The organism is Sphingomonas flavalba (genome assembly GCF_004796535.1).
GTDB lineage: Bacteria > Pseudomonadota > Alphaproteobacteria > Sphingomonadales > Sphingomonadaceae > Sphingomonas_L > Sphingomonas_L flavalba.
In genome coordinates, this window is record NZ_SPHY01000008.1 from 138,134 (window position 1) to 163,429 (window position 25,296).

General features: G+C 69.9%; 32 protein-coding genes. 16 read left to right on the forward strand and 16 right to left on the reverse strand.

What is annotated here, in order from left to right:
- Window positions 1–206: 206 nt before the first annotated feature.
- Genes E4A53_RS09485 through E4A53_RS09510 form a run of 6 tightly spaced genes read right to left on the reverse strand, consistent with a single transcriptional unit; the run spans window position 207 to window position 5,965 of the window.
- Entirely contained in the window at window positions 207–1,115 is a 909-nt protein-coding gene (locus E4A53_RS09485; RefSeq protein WP_136162853.1) for a ParB/RepB/Spo0J family partition protein, read from the reverse strand.
- Window positions 1,112–1,897, reverse strand: coding sequence for a ParA family protein (locus E4A53_RS09490; RefSeq protein ID WP_136162854.1), 786 nt, complete (start codon window positions 1,895–1,897; stop codon window positions 1,112–1,114). Before E4A53_RS09490 ends, E4A53_RS09485 begins: the two co-directional genes overlap by 4 nt.
- The gene (rsmG, locus tag E4A53_RS09495; protein WP_136162855.1) at window positions 1,894–2,526 is read right to left on the reverse strand and encodes a 16S rRNA (guanine(527)-N(7))-methyltransferase RsmG; all 633 of its coding nucleotides are present in this window, start codon (window positions 2,524–2,526) and stop codon (window positions 1,894–1,896) included. The genes E4A53_RS09490 and rsmG overlap by 4 nt, the downstream gene beginning before the upstream one ends.
- Entirely contained in the window at window positions 2,523–4,355 is a 1,833-nt protein-coding gene (gene mnmG, locus E4A53_RS09500) for a tRNA uridine-5-carboxymethylaminomethyl(34) synthesis enzyme MnmG (RefSeq protein ID WP_136162856.1), read from the reverse strand. The genes rsmG and mnmG overlap by 4 nt, the downstream gene beginning before the upstream one ends.
- A 58-nt stretch (window positions 4,356–4,413) precedes the next feature.
- On the reverse strand, window positions 4,414–5,715 hold the full coding sequence (mnmE, locus tag E4A53_RS09505) for a tRNA uridine-5-carboxymethylaminomethyl(34) synthesis GTPase MnmE (RefSeq protein WP_239018230.1): 1,302 nt from the start codon (window positions 5,713–5,715) through the stop codon (window positions 4,414–4,416).
- Window positions 5,716–5,725: 10 nt separating this feature from the next.
- Window positions 5,726–5,965 (reverse strand): DUF6489 family protein, encoded by a 240-nt coding sequence (locus E4A53_RS09510; RefSeq protein ID WP_136162858.1) that lies wholly within the window; start codon window positions 5,963–5,965, stop codon window positions 5,726–5,728.
- Window positions 5,966–6,018: 53 nt separating this feature from the next.
- Here E4A53_RS09510 and E4A53_RS09515 point away from each other — a divergent pair, with 53 nt between their 5' ends.
- Window positions 6,019–6,507 (forward strand): methylated-DNA--[protein]-cysteine S-methyltransferase, encoded by a 489-nt coding sequence (locus E4A53_RS09515; RefSeq protein WP_136162859.1) that lies wholly within the window; start codon window positions 6,019–6,021, stop codon window positions 6,505–6,507.
- Window positions 6,504–7,202 (forward strand): dienelactone hydrolase family protein, encoded by a 699-nt coding sequence (locus E4A53_RS09520; RefSeq protein ID WP_136162860.1) that lies wholly within the window; start codon window positions 6,504–6,506, stop codon window positions 7,200–7,202. The genes E4A53_RS09515 and E4A53_RS09520 overlap by 4 nt, the downstream gene beginning before the upstream one ends.
- Window positions 7,203–7,308: 106 nt before the next feature.
- Here E4A53_RS09520 and E4A53_RS09525 read toward each other — a convergent pair whose 3' ends face one another.
- From E4A53_RS09525 to hemE, 5 genes are all read right to left on the reverse strand, one after another.
- On the reverse strand, window positions 7,309–7,983 hold the full coding sequence (locus tag E4A53_RS09525) for a TerC family protein (protein ID WP_136162861.1): 675 nt from the start codon (window positions 7,981–7,983) through the stop codon (window positions 7,309–7,311).
- A gap of 24 nt (window positions 7,984–8,007) precedes the next feature.
- On the reverse strand, window positions 8,008–9,264 hold the full coding sequence (rho, locus tag E4A53_RS09530) for a transcription termination factor Rho (protein ID WP_136162862.1): 1,257 nt from the start codon (window positions 9,262–9,264) through the stop codon (window positions 8,008–8,010).
- Between the two features lie 151 nt (window positions 9,265–9,415).
- Window positions 9,416–9,772 (reverse strand): hypothetical protein, encoded by a 357-nt coding sequence (locus E4A53_RS09535; RefSeq protein WP_136162863.1) that lies wholly within the window; start codon window positions 9,770–9,772, stop codon window positions 9,416–9,418.
- On the reverse strand, window positions 9,772–10,230 hold the full coding sequence (locus tag E4A53_RS09540; RefSeq protein WP_239018231.1) for a CopD family protein: 459 nt from the start codon (window positions 10,228–10,230) through the stop codon (window positions 9,772–9,774). Before E4A53_RS09540 ends, E4A53_RS09535 begins: the two co-directional genes overlap by 1 nt.
- Entirely contained in the window at window positions 10,227–11,279 is a 1,053-nt protein-coding gene (gene hemE, locus E4A53_RS09545; protein ID WP_136162895.1) for a uroporphyrinogen decarboxylase, read from the reverse strand. The genes E4A53_RS09540 and hemE overlap by 4 nt, the downstream gene beginning before the upstream one ends.
- A gap of 296 nt (window positions 11,280–11,575) precedes the next feature.
- Here hemE and E4A53_RS09550 point away from each other — a divergent pair, with 296 nt between their 5' ends.
- From E4A53_RS09550 to E4A53_RS09600, 11 genes are all read left to right on the forward strand, one after another.
- A complete protein-coding gene (locus E4A53_RS09550; RefSeq protein ID WP_136162896.1) occupies window positions 11,576–12,382 on the forward strand; it encodes a pyruvate, water dikinase regulatory protein in 807 nt (268 codons plus the stop codon).
- Between the two features lie 41 nt (window positions 12,383–12,423).
- A complete protein-coding gene (locus E4A53_RS09555; RefSeq protein WP_239018238.1) occupies window positions 12,424–12,972 on the forward strand; it encodes a Maf family protein in 549 nt (182 codons plus the stop codon).
- Complete coding sequence (aroE, locus tag E4A53_RS09560) at window positions 12,969–13,811, forward strand: shikimate dehydrogenase (protein WP_136162865.1); 843 nt, start codon at window positions 12,969–12,971, stop codon at window positions 13,809–13,811. The genes E4A53_RS09555 and aroE overlap by 4 nt, the downstream gene beginning before the upstream one ends.
- Entirely contained in the window at window positions 13,808–14,482 is a 675-nt protein-coding gene (gene coaE, locus E4A53_RS09565; protein WP_136162866.1) for a dephospho-CoA kinase, read from the forward strand. Before aroE ends, coaE begins: the two co-directional genes overlap by 4 nt.
- A complete protein-coding gene (dnaQ, locus tag E4A53_RS09570; RefSeq protein ID WP_136162867.1) occupies window positions 14,410–15,135 on the forward strand; it encodes a DNA polymerase III subunit epsilon in 726 nt (241 codons plus the stop codon). The genes coaE and dnaQ overlap by 73 nt, the downstream gene beginning before the upstream one ends.
- Before the next feature lie 51 nt (window positions 15,136–15,186).
- Complete coding sequence (gene hpf / locus E4A53_RS09575) at window positions 15,187–15,762, forward strand: ribosome hibernation-promoting factor, HPF/YfiA family (RefSeq protein WP_136162868.1); 576 nt, start codon at window positions 15,187–15,189, stop codon at window positions 15,760–15,762.
- A 70-nt stretch (window positions 15,763–15,832) separates the two neighbouring features.
- Window positions 15,833–16,279: a PTS sugar transporter subunit IIA gene (locus E4A53_RS09580; RefSeq protein WP_136162869.1), complete on the forward strand. Its 447-nt coding sequence runs from the start codon at window positions 15,833–15,835 to the stop codon at window positions 16,277–16,279.
- An 11-nt stretch (window positions 16,280–16,290) separates the two neighbouring features.
- Window positions 16,291–16,764, forward strand: a complete 474-nt coding sequence (locus tag E4A53_RS09585) for a PaaI family thioesterase (protein WP_136162870.1) — start codon at window positions 16,291–16,293, stop codon at window positions 16,762–16,764.
- The gene (locus E4A53_RS09590; RefSeq protein WP_239018232.1) at window positions 16,761–17,105 is read left to right on the forward strand and encodes a DUF1491 family protein; all 345 of its coding nucleotides are present in this window, start codon (window positions 16,761–16,763) and stop codon (window positions 17,103–17,105) included. The genes E4A53_RS09585 and E4A53_RS09590 overlap by 4 nt, the downstream gene beginning before the upstream one ends.
- Before the next feature lie 204 nt (window positions 17,106–17,309).
- The gene (locus E4A53_RS09595) at window positions 17,310–17,939 is read left to right on the forward strand and encodes a cell wall hydrolase (RefSeq protein ID WP_239018233.1); all 630 of its coding nucleotides are present in this window, start codon (window positions 17,310–17,312) and stop codon (window positions 17,937–17,939) included.
- Window positions 17,940–18,161: 222 nt separating this feature from the next.
- The gene (locus E4A53_RS09600; protein ID WP_239018234.1) at window positions 18,162–18,659 is read left to right on the forward strand and encodes an MmcB family DNA repair protein; all 498 of its coding nucleotides are present in this window, start codon (window positions 18,162–18,164) and stop codon (window positions 18,657–18,659) included.
- A 7-nt stretch (window positions 18,660–18,666) separates the two neighbouring features.
- Here the strand turns inward: E4A53_RS09600 and E4A53_RS09605 are convergent, their stop codons facing one another.
- Window positions 18,667–19,257, reverse strand: coding sequence for an ankyrin repeat domain-containing protein (locus tag E4A53_RS09605; protein ID WP_239018235.1), 591 nt, complete (start codon window positions 19,255–19,257; stop codon window positions 18,667–18,669).
- A gap of 99 nt (window positions 19,258–19,356) precedes the next feature.
- Between E4A53_RS09605 and E4A53_RS09610 the strand changes: the two genes are divergently transcribed.
- From E4A53_RS09610 to E4A53_RS09620, 3 genes are read left to right on the forward strand one after another with little or no spacing between them, the layout of a single operon-like run.
- Window positions 19,357–19,971, forward strand: coding sequence for an SCO family protein (locus E4A53_RS09610; RefSeq protein WP_206366289.1), 615 nt, complete (start codon window positions 19,357–19,359; stop codon window positions 19,969–19,971).
- Entirely contained in the window at window positions 19,968–20,405 is a 438-nt protein-coding gene (locus E4A53_RS09615) for a YcgN family cysteine cluster protein (RefSeq protein WP_136162873.1), read from the forward strand. Before E4A53_RS09610 ends, E4A53_RS09615 begins: the two co-directional genes overlap by 4 nt.
- A complete protein-coding gene (locus E4A53_RS09620; protein WP_136162874.1) occupies window positions 20,392–21,090 on the forward strand; it encodes a M48 family metallopeptidase in 699 nt (232 codons plus the stop codon). Before E4A53_RS09615 ends, E4A53_RS09620 begins: the two co-directional genes overlap by 14 nt.
- A gap of 115 nt (window positions 21,091–21,205) precedes the next feature.
- Here the strand turns inward: E4A53_RS09620 and E4A53_RS09625 are convergent, their stop codons facing one another.
- The 4 genes from E4A53_RS09625 to E4A53_RS14640 all read right to left on the reverse strand — a co-directional run.
- Entirely contained in the window at window positions 21,206–23,317 is a 2,112-nt protein-coding gene (locus E4A53_RS09625; RefSeq protein ID WP_136162875.1) for a transglycosylase domain-containing protein, read from the reverse strand.
- 72 nt (window positions 23,318–23,389) lie between these two features.
- Complete coding sequence (locus tag E4A53_RS09630) at window positions 23,390–24,238, reverse strand: type II secretion system minor pseudopilin (protein ID WP_136162876.1); 849 nt, start codon at window positions 24,236–24,238, stop codon at window positions 23,390–23,392.
- Window positions 24,235–24,786 (reverse strand): type II secretion system protein GspJ, encoded by a 552-nt coding sequence (locus E4A53_RS09635; RefSeq protein ID WP_136162877.1) that lies wholly within the window; start codon window positions 24,784–24,786, stop codon window positions 24,235–24,237. Before E4A53_RS09635 ends, E4A53_RS09630 begins: the two co-directional genes overlap by 4 nt.
- On the reverse strand, window positions 24,783–25,296 hold a 514-nt coding region (locus E4A53_RS14640), incomplete at its 5' end, for a type 1 periplasmic-binding domain-containing protein (protein WP_476712824.1). The genes E4A53_RS14640 and E4A53_RS09635, both read right to left, overlap by 4 nt.

Genomic DNA, 25,296 nt, shown 5'->3' on the forward strand with positions numbered 1-25,296 from the left:
ATTGCGAGCCCCGCGGGGGGCGCGGCAATCCCCATGGCCATGTCACCATTTGGTGGAGAGATTGCTTCGCTGCGATCGCAATCACGGAAAGCGGATCGCCGCGCCCTAGCATTTTCAAGTCAGGTGGACACACCTGACGACTCGGAAAATGCGGAAAACAAAAGAAAATGAGAGCATGTTCGGATTCAATCTAATCGGAACATGCTCTAGATCCGCTCGCCGGTCAGCCGCTGGCAGATCAGGTCGAGCTGGTCGAGCGTGCCATAGGCGATGGTGACCGTGCCGCTGGCGCCGCCATGGGCGATCCTGACCTTCAGGCCCAATATGTCGGCCAACTGCCGTTCCAGCGCGGCGACGTCGGCGTTGCCTTCGCCGGGCGCGCGCGGCGGCTTCGTGGTGCCGCCCTGCTTCGCGGCGCGGGCGAGCCGTTCGGTTTCGCGCACCGACAGGCCGCGCGCGATCACCTCGGCGGCCAACCTCTCCGGATCGGCGGCGGTCACCAGCGCGCGGGCGTGGCCCATGTCCAGCCCGCCATTGGCGACCATCGTCTGCACCGCCGGCGGCAGGTCGAGCAGCCGCATCATGTTGGCGACGTGGCTGCGCGACTTGTGGACCAGCCGGCCGAGCGCCTCCTGGCTATGGCCGAACCGGTCGATCAGCTTGCGGTAGGCGATCGCTTCCTCGATCGCGTTCAGGTCCTCGCGCTGGATATTCTCAACCAGCGCGATCTCCAGCGTCTCCGCCTCGTCGAAATCCCGAACGATTACAGGAACTTCATGGAGCTGCGCGCGCTGTGCCGCCCGCCAGCGCCGCTCGCCGGCAACGATCTGGTAGCCGCCGCCCAGCGGCCGCACCACGATCGGCTGGATCAACCCGCGCGCCGCGATCGACCGGGCCAGTTCGTCCAGCGCATCCTCGTCGAAATGGCGGCGCGGCTGTTCCGGGTGCGGCGCGATCGCCGCCACCGCGACAAGCTGGACGCCGGGCGAGCGCCCCTCGGCCGCCGCCACCGGTTCCTCGCGCGCCGTCTCGCCGAGCAGCGACGACAGGCCGCGCCCCAGCCCGCTGGGCCGGCGCTTGCCGGACAGGAACGGATTGCCGGCCGCGTCGCTCATGCCGCCTGCGCGATCCGCGGCAGCCGGCCGATCACCTCGCGGGCCAGCGCGATATAGGCTTCCGAGCCGGGGCAGCGATGGTCGTAGATCAGCGCCGGTACGCCATAGCTCGGCGCCTCCGACAGGCGGACGTTGCGCGGGATGACGGTGCGGAACACCACCTCGCCCAGCACGGCGCGCACGTCCTGCGCCACCTGCTCGGTCAGGTTGTTGCGCCGATCGTACATGGTCAGCACGACGCCGAGCATCTTCAGCCCCGGATTGAAGCGCGAGCGGATGCGCTCGATCGTCTGGAGCAGCTGGCTCAACCCCTCCAGCGCGAAGAATTCGCATTGCAGCGGCACCAGCAGCGAGTCCGCCGCGACCATCGCGTTGACGGTGAGCAGACCCAGCGACGGCGGGCAGTCGATCAGGCAGATGTCCCAGCGCCCGGCCGGCGCCTCGGCCAGCGCCGTGGCCAGCCGGTGAGTACGGTCGGCCAGTTCGATCATCTCGATCTCGGCGCCGGACAGGTCGACCGTCGCGGCAATCAGGTCGAGCCGCGGCACCTTGGTCGCCACCGCGGCCTCGACGATCGACGCGTCGCCGGTCACCACCACCTCATAGCTGGTCCGCACCCGCTCCGCGTGGGGAATACCCAAGCCGGTCGAGCAATTGCCCTGCGGGTCGAGGTCGATCAGCAGCACGCGCGATCCGGTGGCGGCGAGCGCGGTCGCCAGGTTGATCGCCGATGTCGTCTTGCCGACACCCCCCTTCTGGTTCGCCACCGCTACGCAGATCATCGCGCTTTCCTCCGCCGGACGGCCCGCGCCACGACGATCGCCGCATCGCGATCGGTGACGCTTCGTTCCACGTGGAACGTACCTTGCCACGTTCGCCGCGCGCTTTCCAGTTCGTCGGCGGCCCCGCGCCCCTTGGGCAGCACATAAATCGTCTCCGGCCCGGCAAAGCGCTGGCAAACCGCGAATATCCGGTCGAGTGGCGCGTAGGCCCGTGCGGTCACCGTGCGCGGCGGTGCCGGAATTGCCGCTGCCTCGATCTTCTCCGCAAAGACTTTGACGCGCTCTTCCAGGCCGAGCGCCCTGGACGCCCGCGACAGAAACGCAGCGCGCAACCGGCGTGGTTCGACCAGCCAGACCGGCGCATCGGTCATCAGGGCGATGACAATGCCCGGAAAGCCAGGCCCGGCACCGATATCGAGCCAAGGCCCGCCCGGAACGTCCGCTAACCCGGCCAATTGGGCGGAGTCGACGACATGCCGTCCCCAGATCGCCGCCTCGGTCGACCGCGCGATCAGATTCTGCTGCTGGTTCTCGGCTAGTACCAGCGCGACGAAAGCCTCCAGTCGCGCGACTGTTTCACGTGGAACAGCCAACGCCGCCAACCAGGCCCTCGCCTCTTCTTCGGTCATGCCGCGCGGCGGGCGGTGGCGAGGATCGCGGCCAGCGCCGCCGGCGTGACGCCGCGCACACGCTGCGCTGCCGCCAGCGTCTCTGGCCGCGCCCGTTCGAGCCGCTCCGCCATCTCGATCGATAGTCCCGGAATTGCGCGATAGTCGAAATCGTCGCGCAGCTTCAACCCATCGGCATGGGCGACCGCGGCGATTTCCGACGCCTGTCGCTCCAGATAGGGCGCGTAGCGGACATCCTCGACCAGTTCGCCGAGCGCATCGCCATCAAGCGCCGCCAACCGGGGGTCGAGCGCCCGCAGCAGCGCCGGATCGGCAGCGCCGACCGTCAACCAGGCCGCTATCGTCCTCGGCTCCAGATCGGCGCGCTCGGGCAGGATCGCCTCGGCGACCGCTACCCGATCAAGTACCGCCGCCGCCTCGGCCAGCGCCGCCGCCCGGTCCTCGAACCACCGCCGCCGTTCCTCCCCGACGCAACCCAGCGCGATCGCCTTGGGCGTCAGCCGGCTGGCGGCGTTGTCGGCGCGCAACCGCAGCCGGTACTCGGCGCGAGCGGTCAGCATCCGGTAGGGTTCGGTCACCCCCTGCAAGGTCAGGTCGTCGATCAGCACGCCGATATAGCTGTCTGCCCGGTCGAACCGCACCGGCGCCCGGCCGAGCGCAGCGGCGGCGGCATTCAGCCCTGCGACCAGCCCCTGCGCCGCCGCTTCCTCGTAGCCGGTGGTGCCGTTGATCTGCCCGGCGCAGAACAGCCCGCCGACACCGCGCACCGCCAGCCCGCCGTCCAGCGCGCGCGGGTCGATATAGTCATACTCGACCGCATAGCCCGGCTGGACGATCCGCGCCCGTTCGAGCCCGTCGATCGTCTCGACCATTGCCTGCTGGATGTCGGCGGGCAGCGAGCTGGATATGCCGTTCGGATAAACCAGCGGATCGTCAAGGCCTTCCGGTTCAAGGAAAATCTGATGGCCATCGCGGTCGCCGAAACGGTGGATCTTGTCCTCGATCGAGGGGCAGTAGCGCGGCCCCAGCCCCTCGATCGCGCCGGAAAACAGCGGTGAGCGGTCGAGCGCCCCGCGAATGACCGCGTGAGTCTGCGCGTTGGTGCGGGTGATCGCACAGGCCAGTTGCGGCAGGCGCGGGTCGTCCGGCAACGCGCCCATCGTCCAGTGTTCGGCATCCGATTCCTGCCGCCGCAACCGGCTCCAGTCGATCGTCCGTCCGTCCAGCCGGGGCGGCGTGCCGGTCTTGAGCCGGGCGATCGGCAGGCCAAGACCCCCGATCTGCTCGCCAAGCCGGGTCGCCGCCCGCTCACCGACCCGGCCGCCGGTGCTCCGCTCCTCACCGCAGAACATCCGGCCGCACAGGAAGGTGCCGGTTGCCAGCACTACGGCCGGCGCGGTGAGCGGAACGCCGTCGGCCAGCGTCACGCCGGTCACATTTCCGCCGGTCAGGACCAGCGCCGCCGCCTCGCCCTCGACCACCGTCAGGCCGGGCTGCGTCGCGATCAGCCGGTGAATCGCCTGCCGGAACAGCCGCCGGTCGGCCTGGACGCGTGGCCCGCGCACCGCCGCACCCTTGCTGGCGTTCAGCATCCGGTGGTGGATCGCCGCGCTGTCGGCGGCGCGGGCGATGATCCCGTCGAACGCGTCGACCTCACGGACCAGATGCCCCTTGCCGAGCCCGCCGATCGCCGGGTTGCACGACATCGCGCCGATCGTCGCGGCGGAAAAGCTGACCAGCGCCACCCGCGCGCCGAGCCGGGCAGCGGCGCAGGCGGCCTCGCAGCCGGCATGGCCGCCGCCGATCACGATGACGTCGAAGCTGTCCACGGCCGCCCCGCTACACGATTCGGCCGGGCCGGGCAAAATGTTCCACGTGGAACGGCGGCTATTTGCCGATACAGAATGTCCCGAACAGCGCGTCGAGCATATCCTCGGTCCCCGCCCGCCCGGTTAGCGCGTCGAAACAGGCCCGGGCCAGCCGCAGATGCTCCGCGCGCAGCAGGTCGTCGTCCAGGGTCAGCGCCGCCACGACATGCTCCGCTACCGTCGCGACCGCCTCGCGCTGGCGGCGGCTCAGCGCCAGTTCGTCGGCGCGGGGCAGCAACGTCGTGGCGACCTCGCCCATCGCCGCGATCAACTCGGCGATGCCCCCGCCGGTCGCGGCAGACAGTGCCAGCCGCCCGGGCGGCGCCTCCGCCCGCCCCGGCAGGTCCGCGCGCGGATGCAGGTGCAGCAGCGCCTGCCCCTGCTCGCCATCCGCCGGCGGCCCGTCGCCCAGCCACAGCACAATGTCCGCATCGGCGATCGCCGCCGCCGCGCGGTCGATGCCGATCCGCTCGATCGGGTCGTCGCCCCCGGCGCGGAGCCCGGCGGTGTCGGTCAGCCGGTAGGCGACGCCGCCGAGTACGACCGGCACTTCGATCAGGTCCCGCGTTGTCCCGGCAATGGCGGAGACGATTGCCGCTTCGCGCTCGACCAGCCGGTTGAGCAACGTCGACTTGCCGGCATTTGGCGGCCCGGCGATGACGACGCTGAGCCCGTCGCGCAGCCGCTCCGCCGGCGGCCGGGCGAGCTGCGCCGCCAGTGCCGCCTGCAACGCGCTCAGCCGGGCGTGGACCATCGGCTCGGTATCGACCGCGTCGACATCGTCCTCGTCGGAGAAATCGAGGCGGGATTCGATCAGCGCCCCGGCGATCAGTATCTCCTTCTGCCAGCCATCGATCCGCGCGGTCAGCCCGCCCTCGGCCACCGCCAGCGCCCGGCGCCTTTGCGCCTCCGTCTCGGCACGCAGCAGATCGGACAATCCTTCGACCGCGATCAGGTCGGTCTTGCCGTTCTGAAACGCCCTCCACGTGAATTCCCCAGCGCGGGCTGGGCGCAGGCCGGGCAGCGTCGCAAGCGCCCGTTCGACGGCGGCGATCACCGCCCGCCCGCCGTGCAGGTGGAATTCGACCAGGTCCTCGCCGGTCACCGATCGCGGGCCGGGAAAGAACAGCAGCAATCCCCGGTCGATCGGCAGGCCGCTGTCCGGGTCGGCGATCCGCGCCAGCCGGGCACGGCGCGGTTCCGGGCGCTGGCCGGTCAGCGCCACCGCAGCCGCGACGGCGCCCGGCCCGCTGACCCGCACCACCGCGATCGCCGCCGGCGGCGCCCCGCTCGACAGGGCGAAGATCGTCTGACGCGGCACGCCGGTTCGATCAGGCCTTGGTGGCGCCCTTGCCCATCTGTTCGAACATCTGGGTCCACATCTTGAACCCGGCATCGCCCATCGGCGCCCAGCTTTTCAGCATCGATTCCAGCAGTTCCGGGCTCGGCCCTTTCTGCATCGTGTCCAGCAGGCTCTTCACATAGGCATCATGGACCGGCGACAGGTCCGGCAGGCCCAGGAAACGGCGCGCCTCCTCCGGCGTGCAATCCACTTCGACATTCATCTTCATCGCCCGTCCCCTCGTGCTTGAGCCGATGCGGTCGGCACTCTAGGCTGCCCGCCATGGCTTATGCGCCCGTCACCGCCTCGATCGCAACGCCTGTCGGCACCGTCCATATCACCGGCGACAACGATGTCGTGCGCGCGATCCGCATCGCTGACGCGGTGGAGGCGGCAACGCCGGTTTCCGCCGCCCTGCCGTGCGCGGTGGCGGAGGCGGTACGGCAGATCGCCGCCTATTTCACCGACCCCCGGTTGCGCTTCGCCCTGCCGCTCGCCCCGGCGGCGACCGCGCGCGGCATGGCGCTGCGCGAAGCGATCGCCGCCATCCGCCCCGGCGAGACGCAAAGCTATGGCGAGGTCGCCGCCGCCATCGCCTCCTCCCCCCGCGCCGTCGGCCAGGCCTGCGCGCGCAACCCGTTCCCGATCGTCATTCCCTGCCACCGGGTGCTGGCCGGCGGCGGGCGCCTCGGCGCCTATTCCGCCGGCGGCGGCACCCGCACCAAATCCTGGCTCCTCCATCACGAAGGCATGAAAGGCCCGTTGCTATGACCCGCACCGTCCAGATCGACAGCCCCGCCGGTAACGGCCGCTTCGCCGCCTATGTCGCCGCCCCCGCGGGTGACGCCAAGGCGGCAATCGTCGTCATCCAGGAGATTTTCGGGGTCAACGCCGGCATCCGGGCGAAATGCGACGATTGGGCGAAGGCGGGCTATCTGGCGGTCGCGCCGGACCTGTTCTGGCGGCTGGAGCCGGGGGTGGAGCTCGATCCCGACGTGCAGGAGCAGTTCCAGCAGGCGCTGGCGCTGATGGGCCGATTCGACCAGGACCAGGGCATCGCCGACATCGAGGCGACGATCCGCTGGGCGCGGGCCGAGATCGGCGGCGGCAAGGTCGGCGCTGTCGGCTACTGCCTCGGCGGGCGGCTGGCCTATATGGTCGCCGCGCGCACCGACGTCGACGCGACCGTCGGCTATTATGGCGTCGGCATCGACGGACTGCTGGGGGAAAAGCACGCGATCGGGCGGCCGCTGATGCTCCATATCCCCACCGACGACCATTTCGTGCCGGCGGAGGCGCAGGCGAAGATGCACGCCGGACTGGACGATCATCCGAAAGTCGTGCTGCACGACTATCCCGGCCTCGACCACGGCTTCGCCGCCCAGTCGGGCAAGCGCCGCGACGAGGCGGCCGCCACCCTCGCCGACGGCCGCACCGCCCGGTTCTTCGCCGAGCATCTGAAATAGCCGCTACCCGTCATTGCGAGCCCCGCAGGGGCGCGGCAATCCATCAGAGTTTGTCCGCTTCAGGCGGAATCGGCACGACGAGGGAAGAACGAAGAATTCGGCGCTTTTAGCCGAACAGGGTGACGACGCCGACGCCGGGGTCGACCCAGCCCTCATAGATCATCTTGACCGCAACGTAGAGAATCACCGCCAGCCCGACATAGGCGATCCAGCGGAACCGCTCGATATATTTGGCGATGATGTTGGCGGCGATGCCCATCAGCGCCACCGACAGGATCAGCCCGATGATCAGGATGCCGGGGTGCTCGCGCGCCGCCCCGGCAACCGCCAGCACATTGTCCAGGCTCATGCTGACATCGGCGATGGCGACGGCCCAGGCGGCGCCGAGGAAGCTCTTGGCCGGCCGGACGTTGCTGTATTCGTCGCCATGGACCTCCGGCGACCCGCCCGCCACCGCCGGCCTCGGGTGCAGCTCGCGGTACATCTTCCACGACACCCAGAGCAGCAGCAGCCCGCCGGCGAAGATCAGCCCGACGATCTGCATCAACTGGGTGACGACCAACGCGAAGGCGATGCGCAGCACCAGCGCGGCGACGATGCCGATCATGATGACCTTGCGCCGCTGCGCGTCCGGCAGCCCGGCGGCCAGCGCGCCGACGACGATCGCGTTGTCGCCGGCCAGCATGATGTCGATCATCAGCACCTGGCCGAACGCGGCCAGCGCGGCCGGGTCGCCCAGGTTGGAGAAATCGTTGACGATATGCTGCCAGAGCTCAAGCATCGGCGGTCGAACGCTCCGTGCGCGCTACTGGTTCATCGATTCGAAGAAATCCTCGTTGGTCTTCGAATCCTTCATCTTGTCGAGCAGGAACTCCATCGCGTCGATCGTGCCCATCTGCATCAGGATGCGGCGCAGCACCCACATCTTGCTGAGCTTGCCCTTGTCGACCAGCAGCTCCTCCTTGCGGGTGCCGGACTTGCCGACGTCCATCGCCGGGAAGATGCGCTTGTCGGCGACCTTGCGGTCGAGGACGATCTCCGAATTGCCGGTACCCTTGAATTCCTCGAAGATCACCTCGTCCATCCGGCTGCCGGTATCGATCAGCGCGGTGGCGATGATCGACAGCGATCCGCCTTCCTCGATGTTGCGGGCAGCACCAAAGAAGCGCTTCGGCCGCTGCAGCGCGTTGGCGTCGACGCCGCCGGTCAGCACCTTGCCCGACGACGGCACGACCGTGTTGTAGGCGCGGCCGAGCCGGGTGATCGAGTCGAGCAGGATGACGACATCCTTCTTGTGCTCGACCAGCCGCTTGGCCTTCTCGATCACCATCTCGGCGACCTGGACGTGGCGCTGCGCCGGCTCGTCGAAGGTGGAGGAGATCACCTCGCCCTTCACGCTGCGCTGCATGTCGGTCACTTCCTCCGGCCGCTCGTCGATCAGCAGCACGATCAGGAACACTTCCGGATGGTTGTCGGTGATCGCCTTGGCGATGTTCTGGAGCAGCACCGTCTTGCCGACGCGCGGCGGCGCGACGATCAGCGCGCGCTGGCCCTTGCCCTGCGGGCTGACGATGTCGATCACCCGCGCCGACTTGTCCTTGACCGTCGGGTCGGCGGGGTCGAGCGTCAGCTTCTCGTCGGGGTAGAGCGGGGTCAGGTTGTCGAAATTGACCCGGTGGCGGACCGCGTCGGGATCGTCGAAATTGACCGAGACCAGCTTGGTCAGCGCGAAATAGCGTTCGCCGTCCTTCGGCGCGCGGATCTCGCCCTCGACGGTGTCGCCGGTGCGCAGGCCGAAACGGCGGACCTGGTTGGGCGACACGTAGATGTCGTCGGGCCCGGCGAGGTAGTTCGCCTCCGGGCTGCGCAGGAAGCCGAATCCGTCCTGCAGCACCTCGATCGTGCCTTCGCCCATGATCTGGGCGCCGCCCTCGGCCTCGGCCTTCAGGATCGCGAACATCAGGTCCTGCTTGCGCAGTGTCGACGCGCCCTCGACGCCCAGCGCCTCGGCCATCGTCACCAGCTCGGCCGGCGATTTTTTCTTGAGTTCTTTCAAATGCATCGTTGGTTTCCGATGGGACGCGAACGCGATACGCCGCGTGGAGCAGAATAAGGAGACCCGGCACCGGCAGGACGCCACGGTGCTTCCGGTCGAATCGACTAAGCGGCGGGCCGAACCAAGTCAAGCGAGCCCGGTCAGCGGCCGACCGCTCCTACTTGCCGGCCTCCGCCCGCATCTCGGCGCCCAGCGCCTGCATCGCCTGGCCGTAAGCGGTCATCTCGGCGCTGCACCTTTGCGCCTCGGCCTGGATGCTGGCGCTGTCCTGTTCCATCCGCTTCGCCTCCGCCTTGATCGCGTCGGCGATTCCGGCCGCGGGCAGTTGGGCGCTCAGCCGGCCGTACCAGAGCAGCGCGCCCATCATCCCGGCCTGCTTGGCCTTGGCGTCGGTCGCGCTGGCGGCAAACGCCATCACCGTGAAGCAGCGGGCGTCCGCCGCGATGTCCGGCGCAGCCGTCGGCGCGGCCGCCCCCTGCAGCAGCAACGCGGCGAGCAGCGCGGCGCCGGCCATCAGAACGGTCTGACGACGACGAGGATGACGACGATCGCCACCGCAATGCCGGGAATCTCGTTCATCATCCGCAGCGTCCTTCCGCTGTAGCGCCGCTCGCCCTTCGCCAGCTTGCGGCCGTAGCCGACGATCCAGCCGTGATAGGCGGACAGCAGCAGCACCACCGCGAACTTGGCATGGAACCACGGTTCGGCAAAAGCGCCGATGTTAAACGCCAGCGCCAGCCCGAACAGCCAGACGAGGATCATCGACGGCGTGATGATGATGTGGCGCAGCTTGCGCTCGCGCGTCACCCAGCGCGCCTCCTCCTCCGACCCGACCGGCGCTTCCTGATGGTAGACGAAGAAACGCGGCAGCATGAACAGGCCGGCGATCCAGAAGATCACGAAAATCACATGGGCGGCCTTCACCCACAGATAGGCTGCGCCCAGAAAGCCGATCATGCCGTCGAAGCTCATCCGCGCCCCCGCAACTGGGCGACCAGCGCCTCGACATGCGCGATCGGCGTGTCGGGCTGGATGCCGTGGCCCAGGTTGAAGATATGGGGCCGATCGGCGAAGGCCGCAAGCACCCGATCGACCGCCGCGCGGAGCGGCGCGCCGCCGGCGATCAGCGCCAGCGGATCCAGGTTGCCCTGCACCGGCAGCCCGGCGGGCAACTGCGCGTCGGCCCAGCCGGGATCGACCGTCTCGTCCAGCCCAAGCGCGTCGACCCCGGTTTCGCGCGCATAGGCGGCCAGCTTTCCGCCGGCGCCCTTGGGAAAGCCGATGATCGGCGTATCGGGGTGACGCGCCTTCAGCCGGGCGACGATCTCGGCGGTCGGTGCGATCACCCAGCGCTCGAACGGTTCCGGCGCCAGGCTGCCGGCCCAGCTGTCGAACAACTGCACCGCGTCGACCCCGGCATCGATCTGGCCGGACAGATAGTCGACGCTCCAGTCGACGATCGCGGCGATGATCGCGCCGAACTCCTGCGGATCGCGATAGGCGTAGCGCCGCGTCTCCGCCTGCTCGCGGCTGCCTTCCCCGGCGATCATGTAGGTGGCGACGGTCCACGGCGATCCGGCGAAGCCAAGGAAGCTCGTCTCCGGCGCCAGCGCCGCCTTCACCCGGCGCACCGTCTCGTAGACCGGGGCGAGCCGTTCCGGCCGGGGGGCAAGCGCCGCCAGCGCGCTGTCGGCCAGCTTCGGGCTCAGCCGCGGCCCTTCGCCGGCGACGAAGCGCAGGTCCTGGCCCATCGCGTGGGGGATGACGAGGATGTCGGAAAACAGGATCGCGCCGTCGAAGCCGAACCGGCGGATCGGCTGCAGCGTCACCTCCGCCGCCGCCGCGCTGTCGTTGACCAGATCGAGGAAACCGCCCTTCTCCGCCCGGAGCGCGCGGTATTCGGGCAGGTAGCGCCCGGCCTGGCGCATCAGCCACAGCGGCGGGCGCTCCTGCCGGGCGCCGCGCAGCACGGCGAGCAACGGCTTGTCGGTGGCGGCCAGGGCGGCGGGGACGGAACCCATCTTCATCTTTCTAAGATTCTTTATTGAAGGAAGTTGATGATTGTTGGTCGCTTGGTTGCGGGGCTTAGGCAGTTCACCGCCGATTGCCAACAGATTGACTCCAGCCGGCGGCGGCGATCGACCGGAGTCGATGCCGCTTTCCCCGTTATCCCCACGATGGGGATGAAATCATCCGCCTGTGGACGGTGCTGTCAGCGCTTGCGGAGAAGCGGGGATGAATCCGCCGCTTGCCGCCTGCCTGCATGATCAGCTAGCGCCATGCACAGGCTTTTCCACAGGGATGCTCCGGCTTGACGATACGGCTCCATCTCCACCTGCTGTCCGATTCGACCGGCGAGACGCTGGAGAACATCGCCAAGGCCGCGCTCGCCCAATATGACGGGGTCGAGACGATCAAGCATTTCTGGCCGATGATCCGTTCGGAAGCGAATCTGGAACGGATCCTGACGGAAATCGCGCAGAATCCCGGTCTTGTGCTGTTCACGCTGGTCAATAGCGACATTCGCCGCACGCTGGAGACGCGTTGCCGCGGCCTCGGCCTGCCGGCGGTCGCCGCGCTCGATCCGGTGACCGACGCGTTGTCGAACATGCTCGGTCAGACGGCGAAGGCGCGGCCGGGGCGCCAGCACATCCTCGACGCCGCCTATTTCGCGCGGGTCGACGCGATCCAGTTCACCATCGCCCATGACGACGGCATCGGCGCGGAGGATTGGGAGGAAGCGGACATATTGCTCGCCGGCATCTCGCGCACGTCGAAGACGCCGACCTCGATCTACCTCGCCAATCGCGGCTACAAGACCGCCAACATCCCGCTGGTCGTCGAAAGCCCGCCGCCGCCGTCGCTGTTCGCGCTGCGCAACCCGCTGGTTGTCGGGCTGACGACCAGCGCCGACCGGCTGGTCGCCGTCCGCCGCAACCGGCTGCTATCGCTCAATCAGGCGCCGGAAACCGCCTATGTCGACGAGGACGCAGTGAAGCGCGAAATCGCCTTCGCCCGCCGCATCTTCGCCGACAATGGCTGGCCGGTGCTCGACGTCACCCGCCGCTCGATCGAGGAAGCGGCGGCGGCGATCATCAACCTCTACAACGAGCGGATGAAGTGACCGAACTGCTCCTCGCCTCGCAGAGCGCCGCCCGCCAAGCGATGCTGGCGGCGGCCGGGGTGCCGTTCACCGCCCGCGCCGCCGGGCTGGACGAGGATGCGGCAAAGGCCGGGCTGGCCGATCTGCGCCCGCGCGAGCTGGCCGATGCGCTGGCCGAGATGAAGGCGATAAAGCTCTCCACCCGCCTGCCAGCCACCCTCGTCCTCGGCTGCGATCAGGTGCTGGAAACCGCCGAGGGCGCGACGCTGTCGAAGCCGGCTTCGCGCGACGACGCAGCCGCCCAGCTGCGCGCGCTGTCCGGCAAGCGCCACCACCTGCACAGCGCCGCGGTGATCGCGGAGGGCGGCCGCGCGAGTTGGCGGGCGGTCGAGCGCGCCAGCCTGACCGTCCGCCCGCTGACCGATGCATTCATAACCGCCTATCTCGACGCGGAATGGCCGGCGGTTGCCGGCTGCGTCGGCGGCTACCGGGTCGAGGGGCCCGGCGTCCAGCTGTTCAGCCGGATCGAGGGCAGCCATTTCACCATTCTTGGCCTGCCGCTGCTGCGCCTGCTCGATTATCTGCGGGTGCGCGGGGTGATCGCGGCATGAACCCCTATGCCGAGGTGATCGGCGATCCGATCGCCCAGTCGAAATCGCCGCTGATCCACAATTTCTGGCTCGACCGGCTCGGCATCGCCGCCGTTTACCGCAAGCAGTTGGTCCATCCCGACGGGCTCGCCGGCTATATCGCCTCCCGCCGCGATGATCCGGCCTGGCGCGGCTGCAACGTCACCATGCCGCACAAGACGCTGGTGATCCCGCTGATCGACGATCTCGACCCGCTCGCCGCCGCGATCGGCGCGGTCAACATCGTCGTCCCGCGCGACGGCCGGCTGTTCGGCTGCAACAGCGACGTGCCCGGATTCCTGGAGCCGCTTCAGGCGCGGATCGCCGCACCGGCTGGCGGTTCGCGGTCCAGAATCCTCGTCGTCGGCACCGGCGGCGCCGCCCGCGCGGTCGTCCATGCGCTGTGGGACGCGGGCTTCACCATCATCCTGGTCGGCCGCACCGCCACCCGCGCCGCCGCGCTGGCGGCAGAGGTCGCCGGCGCCGATGCCGCGGCGATCGGAACCGCCGCCCTGCCCGATAGCGACGCGTTGCTCGACGAATCGGTCGCCGCCGTCGTCAACGCCACCTCGCTCGGCATGACCGGCCAGTCGCCGCTGCCGCTCAGCCTCGACCGGCTCGGCCCCGACGCGATCGTCTACGACATCGTCTATTCGCCACTGGAAACGCCGCTGCTCGCCGCCGCCCGCCGCCGCGGCCTCCGGGTCATCGACGGGCTGGAAATGCTGGTCGGCCAGGCGGCGATGGGTTTTCGCCTGTTCTACGGCCAGCCGCCGCCGCGCGCCGACGACGCTGCGCTGCGCGCGCTGCTCCTCGCATGATCGTCCTCGGCCTCACCGGGTCGATCGGCATGGGCAAGTCGACGGTAGCGGCGATGTTCGGCGGCTTCGGCGTGCCGGTGTTCGATGCTGATGCGGAGGTCCACCGGCTGCAGGGGCCGGGCGGGGCGCTGGTCGCGGCGATCGAGTCGGCCTTTCCCGGCACCACCGGCCCCGGCGGCGTCGACCGCGCGCTGCTCGGCCACCGGGTGCTGCGCGACGATGCGGCGCTGGCCCGGCTGGAGGCGCTTGTCCACCCCGCCGTCGCCGCCGCGCGCGCCGCCTTCCTGCGCCGTCACCGCCGGCGGCGGCTGGTCGTGCTCGACATTCCTCTGCTGTTCGAGAAGGGCGGCTGGCGCGCGGTCGACGCGGTGCTGGTCGTCTCCGCGCCGCATCATGTCCAGCGCCGGCGGGTGCTCGGCCGCACCGGCATGACCGCGGACCGGCTCGACGCGATTCTCGCTCGCCAGACCCCGGATCGGGAAAAGCGCCGCCGCGCCGATTTCATCATCGACACCAGCGGCTCGCTGAATGCCACCCGGCGTCAGGTTCGGCGTCTGGTGGCTTGCCTCCGCACGCGCGGCGTCCGATACTGTCGCGAATGCGTGAGATCGTCTTCGACACAGAAACCACCGGCATCCACGTTTCCGAGGGCCATCGCCTCGTCGAGATAGGCTGTGTCGAGCTGATCAACCGGGTCGAGACCGGCCGGACCTACCATGCCTATTTCAACCCGGAACGCGCGATGCCGCCGGAGGCGCAGGCGGTGCACGGGCTGAGCGAGGCGTTTCTGGCCGACAAGCCGCTGTTCGCCGATCTGGTCGAGGACCTGCTCGACTTCCTGGAGGACAGCCCGCTCGTCGCCCATAACGCCGGCTTCGACTTCGCCTTCATGAACAACGAACTGGGCGAATGCGGCCGGCTGCACATTCCGCAGTCGCGGATGATCGATACGCTGGCGATGTCGCGCGCCCGCCACCCGGGTGCCAAGCACAGCCTGGATGCGCTGTGCACCCGCTACGGCATCGACCGCAGCCACCGGGTCAAGCACGGCGCGCTGCTCGACGCTCAGTTGCTCGCCCAGGTCTATGTCGAGCTGACCGGCGGCCGCCAGATCGGCCTGTTGCTCCCCGGCGAGGCGGAACCGGTCCGCGCGCCGACCGCGACGATGGCGACGCGCGGCCCGGCCTTCGCGCCCCGTCCGGCCCGCCCGGCCCGCCCGCACGCCGCCTCTGCGGACGAACTGGCCCGCCATGCCGCCTTTGTTGCCACCCTGACCGATCCGTTGTGGCAGGCCGCTGACATCCCGTCCGCCGCAACGGATTGATCTTGTCCGGGGCGGTGGCTGTCCACCGCCCCGTTTTTGAAGGAGGACCGAATGGAGATCCGCGTTTCGGGGCATCAGACCGACACTGGCGAGGCGCTGCGCACGCATGTCGAGGACCGCCTTCAGGCGATCGCCGACAAATATTTCTCGCGCGCGCTGTCGGCGCAGGTCACCTTCGGCAAAGGGCCGAAAGACTACCGGTTCCACTGCGACATCGTCGCCCATGTCAACCAGGGCGTGATCCTGAAGGGCGGCGGCAACGGCAACGAGGCGCATACCGCGTTCCAGGCGGCGCTCGACCGCATCGAAAAGCAGATCCGCCGCTATACCCGGCGCCTGAAATACCGCTATACCGACAACAGCGTCGCGGCGGCGGAGGCTGACGGCGCCGGCTATACCGTGTTCGAGGTGCCGGACGAGGATCACGAGCCCGCCGACAACCCGCCGATCATCGCCGAAACCCGCGTCGACGTGCCGGAAGCGAGCGTGTCGGACGCGGTGATGATGCTCGATCTGCGCAACACCAACGCGCTGCTGTTCAGGAATGCGGTGACGGGCGTGCACAACATGGTCTATCGCCGCGGTGACGGGACGATCGGCTGGGTGGAGCCCCAACGCGCCGCCTGACGCCGACGGTCGCGCCATTTCGCCCCGGCCCGCCTCCCGGCGGCCTGTTTTCACGCGTTTTGGACATGCAATGACCAATCTCTCGCACCTGATCGAGCCCGGCGCGATCGCCGCGGATCTGGCGGTGCCCAACAAGAAAAGCCTGTTCCAGCAGCTGGGGCAGATCGGCGCGCGTGTCGCCGGGGTGGACGCGCGGCTGGTCGTCGAGCGGCTGAGCGAGCGTGAGCGGCTCGGGTCGACCGGCTTCGGCGCCGGCGTCGCCATCCCGCATGGCAAGCTCGACGGGCTGGCGGCGGTGACCGGCGCGTTCGTCCGCCTCGAAAAGCCGGTCGACTATCAGGCGATCGACGACTTGCCGGTCGACCTGGTGTTCATGCTGCTGTCGCCGACCGGCGCCGGCGCCGATCATCTGAAGGCGCTGGCCCAGGTCAGCCGCTGGCTGCGCGACCAGGCGTTCGTCGCCAAGCTGCGCGGCGCCGGGTCGCCCGACGCGCTCTATGCGCTGTTCGCGGCCTAGGGACAGCCGGCATGCCGCCCGCCGCCCCGCCGCCTCCGCCCTCCGGCGAGCAGGCGCATTTCCGTGCGCTCGAATCGCTCTACGCGGCGGCGCCGATCAACCGGCTGTTCGATTCGCGGCTGGAAATCCTGTCGGCCGGGGTGGCGCGCATCGGCTTCACCGTCGATTCCCGCTACAACCACGCCGCCGGCGCCGCGCACGGCACGCTCTATTTCAAGATGCTCGACGATGTCGCCTTCTACGCGGCGAACAGCCTGGTCAGCGATCGCTTCCTGCTGACCACCGCGTTCAACCTGCTGTTCACCCGGCCGCTGCGCGACGGCCCGGTCGTCGCCGAGGGGCGGTGGATCAGCGGCCACCGCCGCGTCTTCGTCGCCGAGGCCCGGCTGGTCGATGCCGACGGCGAGGAAGCGGCGCGCGGCACCGGCACCTTCATGCGCTCGCGCTTCCCGCTCGCCACCCTGCCCGGCTACCACCCGGCGTGAGCGGCGCGCGGCTGCCCAGCCGGCTGATCGTCGACGCGCTGATCCGCGCTGCCCAGGCCGCCGGCGGCCATGCGACGGTGCTGGCGCGCGGCGACGACGGCGCTGGCACCGTGCTGATCGAATGTGCCGAAAAGGGACGGCCCGGGCCGCTGCTCGAGCGGATACTCGGGCTCGACGGCCGCTACGGCTGGGTCCGGTGTGGACCGCAAGATATTGAAAACAGGCATGAAATAACCGAGTATCTGGCGCGCCGCCGCGGCCGTGACCCCGATCTGTGGCTGATCGAACTGGATATCGTGGAAGCCGAACGCTTCGCCGCTGAAACGATCGTCCACGGTTGACTTGACCGGCCCGAGTCTCGAAAGGCCCCGTTCACCATTTCGGTGCGTCGGATCATCGCAGGCGAATGAGCGTCGCGGATGATAACGCAGTCGGGGGTGCGATCAGGGGTGCCGGAGTAAGGGGCACCTTCGTGTTTTGATCAATCCACCGCATTGTTTGATGTGTAGATGCATTTTGCCGTTCGCGCCGCGAGTCTCGCGGCCGTGACTTTTTGTGCTGGCGCCACCCTTGTCGCCACCGACCCGACCTTCGCGGGCAGCGGGGCGATGACCCCGATCGTGACCGCGCCGGCGCCGGTCCTCACCATCGAATCCCAGGGTTTGCTCGACGACTCGGCCGTCGCTTTCGCGCCACGGCAGGAAGTCGTCCAGAAGATCGCCCCGCAGCCGGCGGTGGCGACCGATGCTGCCGATCGGGCGCCGTCGTCGCTCGCGGCGCTGGTCTCCGCCCACACCATGCCCGGCACCGTCGACCCGGAACTGCGCTGCCTTGCCGGCGCCGTCTATTTCGAGGCGAAGAGCGAGCCGCTGGAAGGCCAGCTCGCGGTGGCGGAAGTGGTGATCAACCGCGCCGAATCCGGCCGTTTCCCGCGCGGCATCTGCCGGGTGGTGTTCCAGCCCAGCCAGTTCTCCTTCGTCCGCAACGGCGCGCTGCCGCCGATCAACACCAGCAGCCGCGACTGGAAGGAAGCGGTGGCGGTGGCGGAGATCGCGATGAACGACCAGTGGCAAAGCCGCGCCGCCGACGCGCTGTTCTTCCACGCCACCCATGTCTCGCCCAACTGGGGCAAGGACCGGGTCGTCCGCCTCGGCAACCACATCTTCTACCGCTAGGACGGATCGCCCCATAAGCCGGGGTCGTCATTGCGAGGAGCGCAGCGACGCGGCAATCCGGAAAATGCGCGTGAGACCGCCCTGGATTGCTTCGCTGCGCGTGCAATGACGAAGGTGGGCAATCAGAGTTTGGGAGCGGGCTGGCGCCGCTTGAACAAGACGGACTCCGCCGCGCCCGCGCGCGGCCTTCCCTCCGTTCCCCGGATGTTCTATCCGGGGCGGATGGCGACGCTTTCTCCCCTGCCGGCGGCCGACCCGCTGTTTCCGGCTGAAGCTGGCGCCGCCGCGGTGGCGCGCGGCGTCGCGCGCCTGCTGTACCGCCATGATCTGGTCGCGGTTGCGGAAGTCGCGCTCGGCAACGGCCGCCGCGCCGATCTGATGGCTGTCGATTCGCACGGCGCGATCGTCATCGTCGAAATCAAGGTGTCGCGCGCCGACCTGCTCGGCGACGGCAAATGGGGCGACTATCTGCCCTATTGCGACCGCTTTTTCTGGGCGGTGCCGGCGGGGTTCGACCTGGCGCCGTTTTCCGGCGCCGCGCTCGGGCCGGAGGTCAGCGGCCTGATCGTTGCCGACCGCTACGACGCGGCGATCGTCCGCGAAGCGCCGTTGCGGCCGATGGCCCCGGCCCGGCGCCGGTCCGAGACCCTGCGCCTCGCCCGCCGCGCCGCCCGCCGCCTGCTCGAACTGGCCGACCCGGACGCCGCCAGCAGCGTGTGAGTCGCGCCTACAGCTTCGGCCCGGCGATCGGCCGCGCCGGCGCCGCCGGCTTCGCCTCGTCCAGCACCTTCAGGATCACGCCCAGCCGCGGGTTGCCGGCGGCATAGTCGTGGGCGGACTTGCCGGCGACGCTGTCGGGCTTCTTCGGGTTGGCGCCGGCGGCGACGAGCAGCCGGACGACCTGCAGGTCGCCGGCCTGCACCGCCTTGATCAGCGGCGTCTCGCCCGATCGGTTGGGCAAGTCGACCCCGGCCTTGCGGGCAAGCAGCTGCTCCACCCCTTCGGCGAAGCCGATCTGCGCGGCGTAGATCAGCGGCGTGTTGCCGTCGACGTCGCGCGCGTTGGGGTTGGCGCCCTTGGCCAGCAGATAGCTGAGCCACTGGCTGTCGCGCCGCTTGACGACGATGTGCACCGCCGCCTCGCCGCTGGTCACGTCCTTGGTGTCCAGATAATTGGAATTCTTCCGCAGGATATCCTCGACCTTGCTGCCGTCGCGGTCGCGCACCGCCTTCAGGAAGGTGAAGCTGTCGGAAAACTGGGCATTCGCCGCCACCGGGGCGAGCAGTGCCGCCGCCAGGCCCAGGATCAGTACGCGCATTGTCGAAATCCCGCTCATCCGTCCATCCTAGAACAAGTGGCGGCGCGACTGAACCCTCCTTCTGTCGCCGCCGGCTTGCAACCGGCGCGATAGCGAAGCATGGCTGGCTCTGCCATGAACATCCTCATCCGCACCGCCGCCCTTGCCCTGTCGCTGCTGCTTGCCGCCTGCGGAGGCGGCGCCGGCAACAGCGCGGCTGAAGGCCCGCTCGCCGGCGCCAGCATCGGCGGCCCGTTCACCCTGACCGACCAGGACGGCAAGCGGGTCAGCGACACCGCCTTCGCCGGCAAGTATCGGCTGGTCTATTTCGGCTACACCTACTGCCCGGACGTGTGCCCGGTCGACCTGCAGAAGCTGATGGCCGGGCTGCGTGTTCTGGAAAAGAGCGACCCCGCCGTCGCCGCGCGGATCCAGCCGCTGTTCATCAGCATCGATCCGGACCGGGATACGCCGGCGGTGCTGAAAAGCTACGTCGCCGCCTTCCATCCCCGGCTGATCGGGCTGACCGGCACCCCGGCGGAGATCGCCGCCGTCGCCAAGAGCTTCGGCGTCTACTACCACAAGCAGCAGCAGGACGGCGCGGCCGAATATCTGGTCGACCACAGCCGCGCCACCTACCTGTTCGGGCCGGACGGCAAGCCGATCGCGCTGATCCCGGAAGACGGCACCCCGGCGGAGATCGCCGCCGAGCTGAAGCGCTGGGCCGGCGGGTGAGCCGTTTCTGGGAAGACAAGCCGCTCGAGGCGCTCGACCGCGCCGAGTGGGAGGCGCTGTGCGATGGCTGCGGCCTGTGCTGCCTGCACAAGCTGGAGGACGCCGACAGCGGCAACCTGTTCCCGACCAACGTCGCCTGCAAGCTGCTTGACCTGCACAGCGGCCGGTGCAGCGATTATCGCCACCGCCGTGCTCTGGTCCCCGATTGCCTGCGGCTGACGCCGAAGCTGGCGCGCAACATCACCTGGCTGCCGGAAAGCTGCGCCTACCGGCTGCGCGCCGCCGGGGAACCGCTGCCCGACTGGCATCCGCTCAACACCGGCGACCCGGAATCGGTCCACCGCGCCGGCATTTCGGTGCGTGGCTGGACGGTGTCGGAAACGGCCGTCGACGATCTGGAGATGCACATCCTCGACGGCGATGCCCGGCGCTGATCCGCGCTTCGGCCCCGATCGGCGGCCGCTCGCCGTCGTCCGCAGCCGCCGCGCCCGCCGCATGCGGCTGGCGGTCGATCCGCGCACCGGCACCATACGGCTCAGCCTGCCCTGGCGCGCCCGGCTCGCCCCGGCGCTCGCCTGGGTCGAGGATCATCGCGCGTGGATCGAACAGCAGATCGCCCGCCTGCCCGGCCCGCAGCCGCTTGGCGACGGCACCAGCTTCACGCTTGGCGACGACAGGCTGACCGTCGTCTGGCGCGCCGACGGCGGCCGCGCGGTGCGGCGCGACGGCGCCCTTCTCCATGTCGGCGGCCCGGCGGAGATGGTCGCGCCCCGCATCCTGCGCTGGCTGAAGAAGGAAGCGCTTGCCGTGCTGACCGCCGAAACGCTGGCCTGCGCCGCGCGCGCCGGCGTCTCCGTCAGCCGCGTCTCCGTCGCCGATCCGCGCAGCCGCTGGGGCAGTTGCGCCGTCGACGGCACGATCCGTTATAGCTGGCGGCTGATCCTGGCGCCCGCCTTCGTCCGCCACGCCACCGTCGCGCACGAGGTCGCCCACCGCGTCCACATGCACCACGGCCCGGCTTTCCACGCCCTTGTCGCCGAGCTGCTCGCCGCAAACCCGGCCCCGGCCCGCGCCTGGCTCCGCACCAACGGCGCCGCCCTGCATTGGTTCGGTCGCTAGCGGGGGAGCGCCTCTTGCGAGTCGAATCAATGCTCCTGCGAAAGCAGGAGCCCATTGACGCCAGCGGATTCCGTCCCGCGCGCTAAGCGCGGGCGCATCCAAGTACGGATCCCGCTCAGTTGGTGACGCGCGCCGCCGCCGCCGGGCTCGGGCTCGGCCGCGCGGGCGGTGTCGCGACAGGCGTCGGGCTGGCCGCCGGTGACGGGCTGGCGCGCGGCACCGGGCGCTGGGCGCGGCCGATCACCTCGTCGATCCAGCTCTGGTCCAGCCGCGGCGGCGCCTCAATGTCGACGGCGCCGTCGGGCGGCGTGCCGATCGGCAGGCCGTTCTCGTCGACCTGCTGACCGGGGTTGGGCGGCGGCGACGCGTCCGGGTCGCCGTAATAGGCTTCGTCGTCCGGCTCCAGCTGCCATTCGGGCAACGTCACCTCGGTGTCGAAATGCTCGACCGGACGCTTGGCGACCGCGACGCGCATGAACGCCGCGAACGCCGCCGCCGGCGCCCGCCCGCCCTGCAGCCCGGCGATCGGCCGGGCATTGTCGCGGCCCATCCACACGCCGGTGGTCAGCCCGCTGGAAAAGCCCAGGAACCAGCCGTCCTTGTTCGAACTGGTCGTGCCGGTCTTGCCCGCCACCGGCCGGCCGATCTGCGCCGCGCGGCCGGTACCGGTGTTGACCGCGGTCTGCAGCAGGTCGGTCATCTGCGCGGCGACGCCGGGGGCGACCAGCACCCGCGACATGTCGGCATGGTGCTCGTAGAGCAGCTGGCCGTTGGCCGTCGTCACCTTGACGATGCCGTAGGGGACGACGGCGACGCCCTTGGCGCCGACCGAGGCGAAGGCGCGGGTCATGTCGATCAGCCGCACGTCGGACGTGCCGAGCACCATCGACGGGTCGGTGAACACCGGCGTCGATATGCCGAAGCGCCGCGCCATGTCGGCAATCGTCGACGTGCCGACCTCCTGGCCGATCTTGGCAGCGATCGTGTTGATCGAATAGGCGAAGGCGGTACGCAGCGTGATCTTGCCGGAAAAGCGGCGGGAACTGTTGCGCGGGCTCCAGCCGTTGATCGTCACCGGCTCGTCGACCACCGCGTCCTCGGGCGTGTAGCCCGCTTCCAGCGCGGCGAGGTAGACGAACAGCTTGAACGCCGATCCCGACTGGCGGGTCGCCTGGGTCGCGCGGTTGTAGATCGAGGTGACGTAATCGGTGCCGCCGACCATCGCCCGCACCGCGCCGTCGCGGTCGAGCGAGACCAGCGCGCCCTGCACCCCGGCGGGGACGTTGGCGCTGATCGCGGCGTCGGCCGCCTTCTGCATCGCCGGGTCAAGCGTCGTCCACACCTCGATCGGCTCGATCGTCTCGTCGATCAGCGTGTCGAGCTGGGGCAGCGCCCAGTCGGTGAAGTAGCGCACGCTGTTCTGGCGCGGGGACGGGGCGAGCTTGACGTCGTCGGGGCCGATCGCGTCGATCTCCGCCTGGCTGATCCGCCCCTGCTCGCGCATCAGCCGCAGCACCACCTGCGACCGGCCGAGCGCCGCCTCGGCATCGGCGGTCGGCGAATAGTTGGACGGCGCCTTGACCAGCCCGGCGATGATCGCCGCCTCCGCCAGGTTCAGCCGCGTCGCCGGATGGCCGAAGAACCGGCGCGACGCCGCGTCGATGCCATAGGCGCCGCCGCCGAAATAGACGCGGTTCAGGTACAGCTCCAGGATGTCCTGCTTGCTGAACTTCCATTCCAGCGCCAGCGCCAGCAGCCCTTCGCGCACCTTGCGGGTCCACGACCGGTTGCTGCTCAGAAAGACGTTGCGGGCGAGCTGCTGGGTGATCGTCGACACGCCGCGCACCCGGTTGTCGCGCTGGAAGCTGACCCTGATGCCGCGCGCGATGCCGATCGGGTCGACGCCGGGGTGGCTCCAGTACCGCCGGTCCTCGACGGAAACCATCGCGTCCTTCATCACCTGCGGGATGTCGCGATAGGGGATCCACTCGCCATAGCTGGGGCCAAGCGACAGCAGCACCGATCCGTCGGCGGCGCGCACCCGGATCATCTGGCCGTTGGGCGACGATTTCAGCGCGTCATAGCTCGGCAGGGCGGATGCCTGGATATAGACGGTCACCGCCAGCGCGATCGCCGCGACCACCGCCGCGATCGCCCCGATCTTCAGCAATCTGCCGGCCAGGCGCCGGGCCGGGGATCGTTTCGGGGCGGATTTGCGCGCGACCATGGATGACCGAGCGATCTACGCGGCTTTGCCGGACGGGACAAGCACCGGTTGACCAGACGGCGCCAGGTCCCGTCACACCGGCGGCGTGCCCCACCAGCGGGCGATCACCTCGGCATGGGGGCGCTTGGCGTCGTCGGTCCGCCGCCTGACCAGAGAGGTCAGCACCTGCCCGGTGCCGCCGATGCGGACGCGGGTGACGACGTAGAACAGGTCGGACGTGAATCCGGTGCCCGGCGGGGTGATCGCGCCGGTCTGGGTCAGATCGGCCGGAGTCAGGAAGCCGGCGGCGGTCCGCCGCGCGATCAGCTGCTGCGCCTTGGTCGAATCGTGGAACAGCAGGCCGAGCACCGGCGCCCCGGCGGTGTTCAGGTTGATCGGCCCGTCGACCGGCAGCGCGTCGGCGATCGTCCGCAGCCGGGCGATCGTCTCGGCGTCGACCCCGCCCAGCGCCAGTTGGTCGAGGCTGGCGAGCGGGCCGGACGTCGCGATCAGCCGGGTGATCAGCGGGCCGTATTCGGGCGGGTAGCCGAGGGTCGCCAGCATGTCGGCCAGCATCGCCTGCGCCCCCGGCACGCCGCGCGCCAGCATGTTGACGTTGAACTTGGCGCGCGCGTCGACGACGTCCAGGCTGAACCGGCCGCCGGCGATCGGCGCGTCGGGCTGGATCACCGCTGCCCAGGCCTCGCGCATATGGTCGCTCTCCGGCGCCTCGGTCATGTCGCGGCGCAATGCGGCGACGGCGGATGCCTCGCCGCCCAGCGCTACCGCCCGGGCCCGCGCCGCCTCGCGCATCATCAGCGACCGGTCGATGCCGGTGTCGCGCGCCGACACCATCAGCACGACGACGCTCGCCGCCAGCGCGACGATCAGCAGCACGTTGACCAGGATCATGCCGCGCTCGCCGTCGCCTGCTGGCGTCATGGCTTCACCGGCAAGATGAAGACGCGGCGCAGCGTGCCGCCGGGCCGGCGCGGGCCGGGGGCGAGGCCGATGTCCAGCGCCACCGCCAGCGGCCACGGGTCGGTCGCGTCGCCGTCGGGTGGCCAGCGGTCGCGCCAGCCGCCGTCCGGCGCCAGCACGCTGATCCGCAGCGTGTCGACCCCGGTCAGCAGCCGCTGGTCGCGCGCGGTGCCCAGCCCGGTGTCGACCGCCCGCCGCAGCATCCCGTCGCTCAGCCGGTAGCGGACCGGCTGGACGCCCAGCGGCCCGCGGCTGTGGCGTTCCAGCTCAAGCTCGGCATCGGCCAGCACCAGCTTGCCGGAGAATTGCTCGATATCGTTGCGCGCCATGAACAGCGCACGCTGGACATCGCCCAGCCGCTCGATCCGCCCGGCGGTGCGCTCCTGCACGCCCATCACCGTGCGCAGCAGCGCGATGCCGGCAAGCGCGATCAGCGCGAACAGCGCCAGCGAGACGATCATCTCGATCAGCGTGAAGCCGCGCTCGCCGGCGCGGGGTGCGGCTGTCATCCGGCGGTGCCGTGGCCGACCATCCGGTTGCCGCCGGCCTCCGCGACCAGGATCGCCATCTGGCGCAGGCAACTACCGTCGCTGCGGAAGCGCAGCGCGCCGGACACCGCCTCGAACGGCCGGCCGAGCAGTCCGTCGCGGCTGACCGCGCCGTCGCCGGCGAGCGCGCGGGCGATCGTCGCCGCGTCGTAGCCGAGCGCCGCGATCATCCCCGGCTGGCCGCCATGCCGCGTCTGGTAGGCGCGGGCGAAATCGGCGAAGCGGTCGGGGTCGTAGCCGGCGAACCAGGCGCCGTCATAGGCGGCGATCTCGCCCGGCGGCCCGGCCAGCGTCTGCGCCGTCGCCAGCAGTTGCACGCCTTCGTCGCGCAGCATCCGGGCCAGCGCCGCGATCGCTTCGCCGCGCTCGGGCAGCAGCACCGCGTCGGGCAGCGCCCCGTCGACGCGCAGCGCTGCCAGCATCGCTGCCGCCGCGCCGCCGCCCGCCGCCGGGTTCAGCGCGATCCCGGCC